This window comes from Streptococcus sp. 22.1 (assembly GCF_016648645.1).
Classification (GTDB): domain Bacteria; phylum Bacillota; class Bacilli; order Lactobacillales; family Streptococcaceae; genus Streptococcus.
Genome location: NZ_JACLQK010000034.1, coordinates 1 through 12,312 on the forward strand (window position 1 = coordinate 1; position 12,312 = coordinate 12,312).

The 12,312-nt window shown below is 40.9% G+C and carries 2 protein-coding genes; both read right to left on the reverse strand.

Annotated elements, in window-relative coordinates:
- Positions 1-377 precede the first annotated feature (377 nt).
- The gene (locus H7U04_RS11055; protein WP_201059803.1) at positions 378-6,533 is read right to left on the reverse strand and encodes a ZmpA/ZmpB/ZmpC family metallo-endopeptidase; all 6,156 of its coding nucleotides are present in this window, start codon (positions 6,531-6,533) and stop codon (positions 378-380) included.
- Between the two features lie 457 nt (positions 6,534-6,990).
- Positions 6,991-12,312 (reverse strand): SspB-related isopeptide-forming adhesin (locus H7U04_RS11060; protein WP_201043262.1); only part of this gene is annotated, 5,322 nt, incomplete at its 5' end.

The window sequence follows — 12,312 nt, forward strand, 5'->3', positions numbered from 1 at the left end:
ACTAATAATTGTGTAAAAGTTTAACTTTTATTAGAAAACATTAATTTAAAACTTTTATCTAAGTCCTTTGAAACTTCAAAAACGTTCGTGCTTTTATTTAGCACAATTCACTATTTTGTCAGTTTTATAATTTTTAAAATACTTTTATATCAAACCATCTTTTATTAAAAATCTTCGTTACTCTAACCGTATTTTTTAGTTTTGGTGATATTTATTAAAATACAAAATTCTCTCCCTTCAAAAAGAAAATGTTTTAATAGCTCACCCCACACCTCTCCCAATCCCTTGCCAATACTGACCTAGAGGCTCCTACTTCCCATATTCTCAACAGATTCAAAAATCCCTTTGGCATTTACCAAAAGGGATTCTTTCACCTATTATTTGAAAATAGAACTTGTGAAACTGTCTGTCTCTTGAAGAAGTTTCTTATAGACAGCTTCTTTGAGTTTTGTCGTATGGCTTGTTGACACAGATTTATTGCCATTATTATCTGTTTTAAGACTTGCAGCGTCTTTGGCTACTGCCGCTTTAAACAAGGCTAACAAATCATCGTAAGAGCTTACTGATGTACCGTCAACAGTAACTGTCGTCAAACCATGAGACGCTTTTTCTTTCACTTCTTTGAAGTAGGCCTTCTTGAAGTCTTCTAGGGAGTTGAACTGACCATCAGAAATCTTGTTAATGATAAAGTCATCACCAAGGGTGTTCTTACCAGCCGCTTTTGCTTCTTGTTTGTACTTGTTGGTCGCATAACCTAAGAAGCCTTTTTCATAGCCGTAGTAACCCCAGAGTCTAAAGGTATTGTGTTTGAAGGACATGGCACCTGGAGAGCCCTCACTGGTATTACCACCATAAATGGCAGACATCATTGGCACATTGACATAGGCAGAAGAGAAGTCCTCAGGTTTATAAACACCATTTCCAGGGCCACGATTGGTCATGAAGTTATTATCCACAAGGTCATCAATAGAGGTCAAGCTAATAGCCTTTTCGCTATCACTTAGAGCACGCACCTTGTCGTATTGGTTTTTACTATTGCCTCGTAGCTGTTTGTCTACCTTCTTGAACCATGCGTTATTGAGCTCTTGCTTGCCTTGACTGAGAACTGCTTCTCCTTCCAATGAATCAAGAAGCATAAGGGTATCGTTGTAGCCCTTCATGTAACGGTCAATGGCTTCACGCGAGTTCAACTTGTTCGGATTGGTGTTGTACCACTGGTTACCATCGTTTTCTCTTTCAAAGGCCATGTTGAGTCCTAGAGCACCGTATTCACCCTGGTGACCCTGAGTCGCTGGTGATTGCAACATTCCTTGGGCATAAGCTTCAACGTCTGTTCCTTCACGACGACCAAAACCTCCAAAGTAGGCAATACGGTCATTGATATGAGTTGTTTCATGGGTAAAAGCTGAAGCACCGTACTCGCTAATCATGTTAGACATGACATAAGTAACCTTGGCACGATTATCGTATGGGTTGTCGTAGATGGCAGCATAGGCACCTGCCATGGCTCCGTTATCACCGTAGTACTCACCAACTGGTCCATAGATTTCACGGATTGGCGCATAGACTTCCGTACTGTTCTTGAATTGGCCGTAGCGCTCTGGCCAACCTGGCCAACCATGACCCCAGACATAGAAACCTTCCCAGATTGGATTGACAATGTCTTTGAACAATTTGTTTTTGACATTATCTGCAGCCAATCTTTGCCAGAAATCAAGATAGTTGATTTGACGTTGGGCCGCTAGATCAATCTCTGGTTTCAACTTCTCTAGGGTTGTGTTGTACTTGTTAGCTGTTCCATAAGACATAGTATCATAGGTAGAAATCAAGAACATCTCTGTCTTATCAAGGTTCAACAAAGGCAAAATCATCTTGCGGTGGAGACCACGACTAAGGTTGTCATAAACACGATACTTATGCTCACCAACACCTTCATTTTGAGACGCCTTCTCTACAACGTAGACCTTATCCTTAGCAGCATCGATGAACCAATCATTCATATTGTCGATAGTCGTAAAGAGTTTTCGGTTGTAGTTGAGGAAGTCGGTGAGATCACTAGAAAGGGTACTTTTGGCGAGAACTTCACCGAAAGCATCGTAGGTTCTTGAACCACTGATATTATTTTCCTTAGAGCCAATCTCAATCAAACGGTCAAGGACATCCACATTTTTACCATAGAAATCTGGTTTGAAGAGCATGATTTCTTTGATGTTAACATCATCAAACTTCACACCGTAATAACGATTCAAGTAGGTCAACCCTAGCAAGAGGGCTGCTTTATTTTTCTCGACCTTGTCAAGAATCATTTGTTGAGCAGCTGGTGATTGGTTAAGCTGGTGATCTTCATTTTGAACCAGCTTAGTTACTAGGTTAGTCAAATTAGCCTTAACAGCGTCAAAGCTTTCTTCCAAGAAGAGGTTCTTGATAGCATTGACCTTATTTGGACCAGTACGGCCAAGTTTTTGGTAAATCGGATCAGACTGCAACTCAATCGGTTTCAGGATATCAACGATACCATTGATAAGACTTGAGTGGTCTTTTTGAACGATATTTGGAGTGTACTTGATACCCAAATCAGAAACAGTATATTCCTTAACGTTACTCAACCCTTCTGAACTCTCTGAAAGCTTGAAGTAGTCTTTGCTTCCATCAGCGTAGTGAACAATAATCTTGTTAGCATCGCTTAGGTCTGTGACAAAATTACTGTCTTTCATTGGTGTCACTGAGAGCACCTCTTTGGTATTCAAGTTGTGGTCCTTGGCCAGTTTGTTTGCTTGATAGACAATATAATCCTTGTTATAGAATGGCTGGAATTTCTCAATATTCTTGTAAGCCTGCTTGTATTCTGGCTTATAGTCTTGAATATTGGCAAAATCAGCTTGACTAGAAACATTGTTAAGCGTATTCAACGCATAAGGCTCGCTAACAAATGTATCAGCTGTGATCTTGTAACCTTCAACACGCTTGTCAGCTTCTTCCTTGGTCAAATGTTTGAGCTTATTCGGACTCTTAGTATCTTTACCAGTACCATCTTCGGCCGAGCTATAGCCAACAACACCAAAGAGATCTTTGATGTATGGGCCACCGTCTTCATCATTGACATCGCTAGAAGCAAAGATTTCTTGGCCCTTGATAACCTTAGCATAGGTCACATTGTCTTGAACAGCGCCGTAAGGCCATGTCTTAGCGACAATACCACCGACATTCCTTGTGTTTTTAACATCAAGAACACCTTTAGCTACTGAATTGGTTACCTTAGCCTTCGTTCCTGATTTCCAACTGTTGAGCATGTAAGTGACAAATGGCACCAGCATACTTGCGTTAGCATTTTGAGCTGTAATAGTCGCATCCACATAGGCTCTGTTGACGAATCCCATGTAGTTTGAACCAGCAATCCCACCAACTGTTGAGTTATTACCAACAGAGTTGATTTTACCGAGAAAGGCAACATTTTCAATCTTGCCATCTTCATCAATCTTATTGACAATACCTGCAACGTCATTGTTACCAGTCACTGAACCAGCCACCTTAACATCTTCAATCAGACCTTTGTTTTTAAGGTTAAATCCAAGCGTCGCGATTTGATTTTGACCAGAGCGATTGATGTCTACATTTTCAAAGTTGATATTCTTGATCGTTCCGCCATTGATGACATTAAACAATGGATGTTCTAAATCATAGATGGCATAGCGTTTGTCACCATCACTGAGCAACTTACCAGTAAATTCGGTCGTAATGTATGATTTACCGTTTGGAACGACGTGACGAGCACTCATACTTTGTCCGAGCCTAAATTCACCTGAAGGATTCGCCTGAATGGCATTGACCAACTCAGCAAAATCGTAGTAAACATTGGCTTGGCTAGCCTGAGGTTTCTCAATGTAATAGCTATAGGTTTGAGCAAAATGGTTTTGGGTATCACGTTGCACCAAATTGTCCGCTGCTGCAGTTACCTTATAAACCGCCTTGCCATCAACCGTCGTTTCTTCGATGGCTTTTACAGCCAAGTAAGTGGTCTTCTGATCCGCAGAAGTCATCTTCAAATAGTAATTCGTGAGATCCTGAGGTACAGCTGCCAGACGAGTCTCATCCACTTCTGTTTGATTGTCATACTTAATCAAATCTGTACGTGCAAAATCTTTAAGCTCAACCTTCTTGAGATCCAGTTGGAGAGTTTGGTCTGCCAAAACCTGATTCTCCTCACCATTGCCACGATCATAGGTCATGGTTGTTGTGAGGGTATATGGCTTGTAATAGTCTAAGTTTGTTAGGTCAGCAGTCAAGGTCGTGCTAGGAATATCAAGCGTTTGGACAATCTGTCCGTTTTGCTTGAGGACCGCTTTAATAGTCGTGATAGCTGCTGAACCTGGGTTCGTCAAGGTGTAGCTAAGTTTAGCACTACGACCCAAATCATCCTTGTCAATCTTTGTTAGCGTAAGCACTGGTTTTTCAGACACCTTGGTCCCTTTGTGAACGATACGATCTTGAACAGGAACTAGCACGGTTTCAGTGACAGTTGGTGCCTCAGACGTCTTATTCCCTTTGTAGGTCTTATAGACTTTGGTGATTTTGTTTTGACCTTTTTGACCTTCTTGAACAACCTGTAAAGTACCCTTCTCAAGCGTGTCATCTTCTTGGACAATTTCTTTAAATGGAAGCTCTACAATAGACTCTTCGGTCGTTGTTCCATCTAGAGGTTTGCTGCCACGACGAAGTTTTCTAGGTTGTGGCACCTCAATAACCTTACCTGACACAATAGTTGGCTCACCAACCTTGACACCATCAATGGTTTGGTAAATTTTCTGGATTTCTTGGCTACCTTTTTGACCTTCTTGCTCGACAACCTCTTCATCCACATACTTGCTATCATCAGTGATAACTTCGATAGGATAATCGATGGCTTGCGTTTCAGTCTCTGTGACACTTCCAACAACTGGAGTGTGGACAGGATTCTCGGGTTGGACAGCCGCCTCACCTTCATGACCGGATTCTTGTGTACCCTTGGCTTCCAGTTTGCCTGTATAGTCTGGATTAGCAGGTTGAACAGCTGCTTCGCCTTCATGGCCAACTTCTTGGGTACCATTGGCACTGATTGGACCAGTGTACTCTGGGTTAGCTGGTTGAACCACTGCCTCGCCTTCGTGACCAACTTCCTGGGTACCATTGGCACTGATTGGACCGGTGTACTCTGGGTTAGCTGGTTGAACCACTGCCTCGCCTTCGTGACCAACTTCTTGGGTACCATTAGCACTGATTGGACCGGTATACGCTGGATTGGCGGGCTGAACTAGAGATTCGCCTTCGTGTCCAACTTCTTGGGTACCATTGGCACTGATTGGACCGGTGTACTCTGGATTTGCGGGTTGAACCACTGCCTCGCCTTCATGACCAACTTCTTGGGTACCGTTAGCACTGATTGGTCCAGTGTACTCTGGATTAGCCGGTTGGACCCATGCTTCACCCTCGTGACCAACTTCCTGCGTTCCATTAGCACTTGTAGTATCGCTACTGATTGAACCTGTGTACTCTGGAGCGACAGGTTGAACAGCTGCTTCGCCTTCGTGACCAACTTCTTGGGTACCATTGGCACTAATCGGTCCAGTGTACTCTGGGTTAGCAGGTTGAACTAGAGATTCGCCTTCGTAACCTGATTCTTGCGTACCTTTAGCACTGATTGGACCAGTGTAATCTGGATTTGCAGGTTGAACAGCTGCCTCGCCTTCATGACCTGATTCTTGCGTACCTTTAGCGCTAATTGGCTCAGTGTACTCTGGATTAGCAGGCTGAACAGCTGCCTCGCCTTCATGACCTGGCTCCTGTGTTCCTTTTTTCCAACTGATTCCCTTACTATCCCTATCAGCTGTCCCCTGACTAACTGTATTATCTTCTTTTATTGAAGACTCAAGCCCTTGCAAAGTATTCTCCAAAGGTTGTTCAAGCTCCGGCTTAGCAGAGTAACGCAGATAACCCACATACTCATAACCATCAATGGCAATAACACCCTTAGCCAAATCTTCTTTATTTGAAACCGCAAGAGTTTGATTATAGGCCTGCAACTCCTTGTTTTGCAAGGCAAGAACCTCTATCGGCACAAGGAGACTTTGCCCTGCGGCCCCAATCAAGACCAAGCCAATAATTTTTTTACGATGTTTTTTTGAAAATAGCAACACAGCCATAGTCGCTGTTGCCAATCCTAAACCTGTCGCTGCCCAGTCAGAGCTTCCTGTCTGAGGAAGAGTAGCTTGACTGTCTCCCTTACGTTTATAAACCAGATAAAAAGTGTCCTCATTTTGATATTCCTTAGGAATAGCATGTACCACTTGCTTCTGCTCTTCAGCTGTTAATTCATTTTCTGTGACATAGGCCATGTGTACCGATGCATCTGAAGTAACCTGGTCTGCCGAAACTGGTTTAGACACGAAAAGACCACCTGCTAACAAGAATGTCCCGATAGCAACTGGCCCTACACCTACTGACAATTTACGAATGGCGTATTTTGTCACTTTTTCAAAAACATGATTTGCTTGTTTCATTCAAAATCTTCCTATATGTTAATCCTTGTACCCCAAGGCACGTCAAAAAAACGAAGACGTTATTGAAAAAACACGCACTCTATACATTTATTAACCTTCTTCCGAAGTCTATCATATCCTTTTTTTAATCTTTAGGCAAGTATTTTCTCTAATTTTTAATCAATATAAAAAACGGATTATGATTAGTAACTAGCTCCTCGTGAAAATAATCAAACCTTTTCATATAAGCATTTTCATGCATATCACTATTTATGGGAATTTCCCCTATAATCTAAGTTACTAATATTTGTTGAATAAACCTCTTCACCTTTTGAGTTTTTATCTAATTTTTTAATATAAACAAAAACTGTCTTGTAATAGACACAAAAGAGACCCACCCCTTATGGGATGAGTCTCTTTTTTCGAAAACCGAAATAGCCTAACTAACTATGTTGAGGGATCTAACCTATGAACTATCTTAGTCTTCTTTTTTGCGTTTTCCTGCCAAACCAAGTCCAGCTGCCGCAAGGATTCCTCCGAGAGCCATAGCTGCCATAGACGCATCATCACCTGTTTCAGGGAGTGCTGGTCCTTTAGGAGCTTCTGGTGTAGTTGGTGGTGTCACTGGTGGAACCACTGGAGTTGGAGGAGTCGGTGGTGTTGGAGGAGTTGGTGGTGTTGGAGGAGTCGGTGGTGTTGGTGGTGTTGGAGGAGTCGGTGGTGTCACAATATTGTTGAACTCAGTATCTTCTGGCAATTGAGAAGTTACTGTCAAGACTTTACCGTCTTTAGTTACAGAAACAACGACTGTAGCAACCATCTTATCGTAGGTAACAGTTGCATCGTTACCTTGTACTTCTTCTACTGTGTAGACGTGAGTACCTTCTTCACCACGTTTGTACTCAAGAGCTGAGAACTTGATCTTACCGTTAGCATCATTGCTTACAGTTTCGATCACATTACCCTTGCTGTCTTTAAGTACGAAGCTAAACTCACCAGCTTTAAGTTCACGACCTTCAAGTTTCTTAGTGAATTCAAACTCAACCTTAGTTGGGATATTGACTACACGTTTTTCTGTTGGTTTTTCTGGTTTTTCAACAGATTTCTTAGTTGGGTCGTATTGGTGAACGATTTGTGACGCAGTATTTTCGATGTCTACACCATCTTTAGCAGTGCCTTTGATAGTTGCAGGAATATCGAACTTGTAGTAGCGTCCGAATGCCAATTTGGCAGTATCGATCACTTGTGTGTTTTCTGCATCGCCAAGTGACTTAGTAAGGTCAGCTTTAGATGTTGCAGTAATCACACCGTCAACGATTTGGATATCGAACTTAGCTGTCACATCTTCTCCTGTTACAGAGTCGTATGCTTTAATATCAGCAACATTGATGTTCAAGTTTTCGCTGTCATATTTATCTGTAACACCTACAGATTGGATATTGTGAGCGTCAGTGAAGTTAGTTGTGTCGAGCCATACTTGGTAGACAAACTTATCACCTTTCTTGAGTGTCTTAGTATTGATATTTTCAGCTTCGTTGTTAGCTGTGCTGTCAGCGTAAGGATCCTTGTTAGTATCGCCTACTTTATCTTTCAACTCAGCATCATCGTCAACAAGTTTCATACCAGTGATATCGAATTTCTCTTTAGAAACAACGTATTTCTCTGGTTGGAACTTAGGTTTTTCTGGTGGACGAACAGTATTGTTGAATTCTTTATCTGCTGGGTCGTTCACTTTAGTGATAAGTGCTTTCGCTTTACCATCGTGTGAGACTTCAACAGTAACAAGAGCTTTCATTGAATCGTAAGAAACAGTTCCATCAGTACCCTTAACTTCTTCTACAGTGTAGTTGTGAGTACCTTCTTGGCCTTTCTTGAATTCAAGAGCAGCAAATTTAACGTTACCTGCAGCGTCGTTCTTAACTGTTTGAAGGATGTTTCCATCTTTATCTTTAAGAACGAAGCTGAATTCATCCGCCTTAAGTTCACGGCCTTCAAGTTTCTTAGTGAAGTTAAATTCAACTTCAACTGGGATGTTTACGACACGTTTTTCTGTTGGTTTTTCAGGTTTCTTAACAGTCTTACTTTGTGGATCGTATTGGTGAACGATTTGTGAGGCTGTATTTTCGATGTCAACACCGCCCTTAGCAGATTGTTTAATTTCTGCTGGGATTTCAAACTTGTAGTAACGTCCGAAGGCGAACTTAGTTGTGTCGATAACTTGTGTATTTTCTGCATCGCCAAGTGACTTAGTAAGGTCAGCTTTAGATGTTGCAGTGATTACACCATCAACAAGAGTGATATCGAACTTAGCTGTCACATCTTCTCCTGTTACAGAGTCGTATGCTTTAATATCTTTAACGTTAACAGTCAAGTTTTCGCTGTCATATTTATCTGTAACACCTACAGATTGGATATTGTGAGCGTCAGTGAATTTAGTTGTATCCAACCATACTTGGTAGTATACTTTATCACCTTTCTTGAGTGTCTTAGTATTGATATTTTGAGCTTCGTTGTTATCAGTCTTATCAGCGTAAGGATTTGCGTTAGTATCTGCAACCTTATCTTTCAATTCGCTATCATCGTCGAGAAGTTTAACTCCTGTAAGATCGAATTTAGATTCGTTAAGGATGTATTTCTCTGGGTTGAAGTCTGGAGTATCTGGAGGAGTTACTTTGTTGTTGAACTCTTTATCAGCTGCATCTGTCACGTTAGTGATAAGTGCTTTAGCTGTTCCATCATGTTTAACTTCAACTGTAACAACAGCTTTCATACCGTCGTATTGAACTGTGCCATCAGTACCTTTAACTTCTTCTACTGTGTACTTGTAAGTACCTTCTTGGCCTTTCTTGTACTCAATAGCTTTGAACTTAACGTTACCTGAAGCATCGTTCTTAACAGTTTCGATGACATTTCCTGCTTCATCCTTCAATTGGAAGCTGAATTCGTTTGCTTTAAGCTCACGGCCTTCAAGTTTCTTAGTGAAGTTGAATTCAACTGAGATTGGAACGCTGTTTACACGTTTTTCAGTTGGTTTAGTAGGGATTTCTGTCTTCTTAGTTTGTGGGTTGTAGAAGTGAACTACTTGTCCAGCTGTATTTTCAATATCTACACCACCAGGAACAGAGTCTTTAACAGTGGTTGGGATATCGAATTTATAGTAACGGCCAAAGGCAAACTTAGTTGTGTCGATGATTTGAGTATTTGCATCGTCTCCAAGTGACTTAGTGAAGCCATCTTTAAGGTTAGCAGTAATCATACCATTTTCAACTTTGATGTCGAATTTAGCTGTTACATCTTCGCCTGTTACTGAATCGTAAGCTTTAATAGCTGAAGCATCAAGATCCAATTTAGTTTCATCGTAGTCATCAGAAATACCAACTGTTTGGATGTAATCCTTGTTGTTAGCATCGAATTGAGTTGTATCGAGCCATACTTGGTAAACAAGTTTATCACCACGTTTAACAGACTTAGTATTTAAGTTTTGTTTTTCGTTGTTTGATGCATCGTCCGCATATGGGTTCGCATTTGTGTCTGCGTACTTGTCTGCCAACTCTTTATCATCATCAACGAGTTTGTCACCAGTGATATCGAATTTCTCTTCAGAAACAACGTATTTCTCTGGTTGGAACTTAGGTGTTTCTGGTGGGCGAACTTTGTTGTTGAACTCTTTATCGTTAGCACTTGAAGCGAATCCGCCTGTTGAAGCATGGTTAACGACAGTTGTGAGAACTTTGCCTTCCTTAGTAACTTCCACTGTCACAGTAGCTTTCATAGCATCGTAAGTGATTGAAGCATCTTTACCAGCTACTTCTTCAACTGTGTAAGTAAATGTCTTACCAAGATCATCTTTGTTGAACAAGAGTTTTTCAAACTTGATGTGACCATCTTTATCGTTGGTTACTGTTTGAAGAATCTTGTTATCTTTGTCTTTCAATACGAAGCTGAACTCACCTGCAGTCAACTCACGTCCTTCAAGTCGTTTAGTATAGTTGAACTCGAGTGGAACTGGAACGTTGTTTTCACGTGTTTGAGTTGGTTTTTCAGGAGTTGTAACTTTCTTATTGAATGGGTTGTATTGGTGAATTGTTTGGTTGGCTGTATTTTCAATATCTACACCGTCGTTAGCATCGATGTCTTTAACAACAGCTGGGATATCAAATTTATAGTAACGACCAAACTCGAATTTAGTTGTATCGATGACTGGAGTAGCATCTGTTGCACTAATAGCTTTAGTCAAGCTTGCTTTAGATGTACCGTAGAGAACACCATTTTCAACTTTAATATCGAACTTGTCTGTAACATCCTTACCAGTGATACCATCGTAAACCTTGATTTCAGAAGCGTCGATATCGAGCTTAGCTTCTTCGTAGTTGTCTGTGATACCAACTGTTTGAAGGTTGCTTTCTGCAGTGAAGTCACGAGTATCAAGCCATACTTGATAGTAGATCTTTTGACCACGTTTGAGGGTCTTACCATTCAAGTTTTGGATTTCAACTTTATCAGCTGAATCGTCGTCATCAGCAAGTTTGTTACCAATGATGTCGAAGCTTGGTTCTGAAACAACATATTTCTCTGGTTTGAAGTTAGGAGTAACCTCGTTATCGAAGACACGATCGTCACCACCATAAGCATCTCCACCTACTGTAGCGTAAGAGATAACTGTTGACAATTGATCTCCTACTGAAGGTTGGATAACTTGAACAGTAACATTGACTTTCATGTTATCGTAAGTAACAGTTGTATCAGTTCCTTTAACTTCTTCTACTGTGTAGTTGAATGTCTTACCGAGATCTGCTTTAGCATAGTTGATAGTAGAGAATTTAACTTTACCTTCGGCATCATTCTTAACTGTTTCAAGAACATTACCTTTTTCATCTTTCAATTCGAAAGTAAATTCTTTATCTTGCAACTTACGTCCGTTAAGTGTCTTACCGAAGATCAACTCGATAGCAGTTGGAACGTTGTTAACACGTTTTTCAGTTGGTTTGTTTGGTTTTTCAACAGTCTTAGTAGTTGGGTTGTAGTAGTTTACTACTTGAGCTGCTGTATTTTCAATTTCAGCACCATCGTAAGCACCGTCAGTAACCTTAGCTGGGATGACAAACTTGTAGTAACGTCCAAATTCGAACTTAGTAGTATCGATAATTTGAGTGTTTTCCGCATCGCCAAGTGACTTAGTGAAGCCAGCTTTAAGGTTAGCAGTAATCACGCCGTTAGCGATAGAGATGTCGAACTTGTCAGTAACATCAGCACCAGTCTTACCATCGTAAGCCTTAATGTCTGAGGCTTTAACTTCCAATTTAGCTTCATCATAATCATCAGTGATACCAACAGTTTGGATGTTATCCTTGTTGTTTGCATCAAATTGATTTGTATCAAGCCATACTTGGTAGTTGATAGTTTCGCCACGTTTAACAGCTTTAGTATTGATGTTTTCTGCTTCGTTTTTACCTACGATTTCACCATTTGAAAGTTTCTTACCATCTGAAGAATCCGCATATGGGTTCGCATTTGTTTCTGCGTACTTGTCTGCCAACTCTTTATCGTCATCAAGAAGTTTAGTACCAGTGATATCGAACTTACCGTTACCATCGCTAAGAACGTATTTCTCTGGTTGGAACTTAGGCTCTTCTGGAGGAGTCACACGGTTGTTAAATTCTTTGTCCGCAATGTCGCCTACAGTCGCGATAAGAACTTTAGCAGTACCATCGTGTTTAACTGTGACTGTTACATTCGCTTTCATTGTGTCGTATGTAACGGTTGCGTCTGAGCCTTTAACTTCTTCTACTGTGTAGTTGTG

What these genes read in the sequence shown, in the direction of transcription:
- H7U04_RS11055 (WP_201059803.1), bottom strand. Translation starts at nt 6,533, where the DNA reads ATGAAACAAGCAAATCATGTTTTTGAAAAAGTGACAAAATACGCCATT.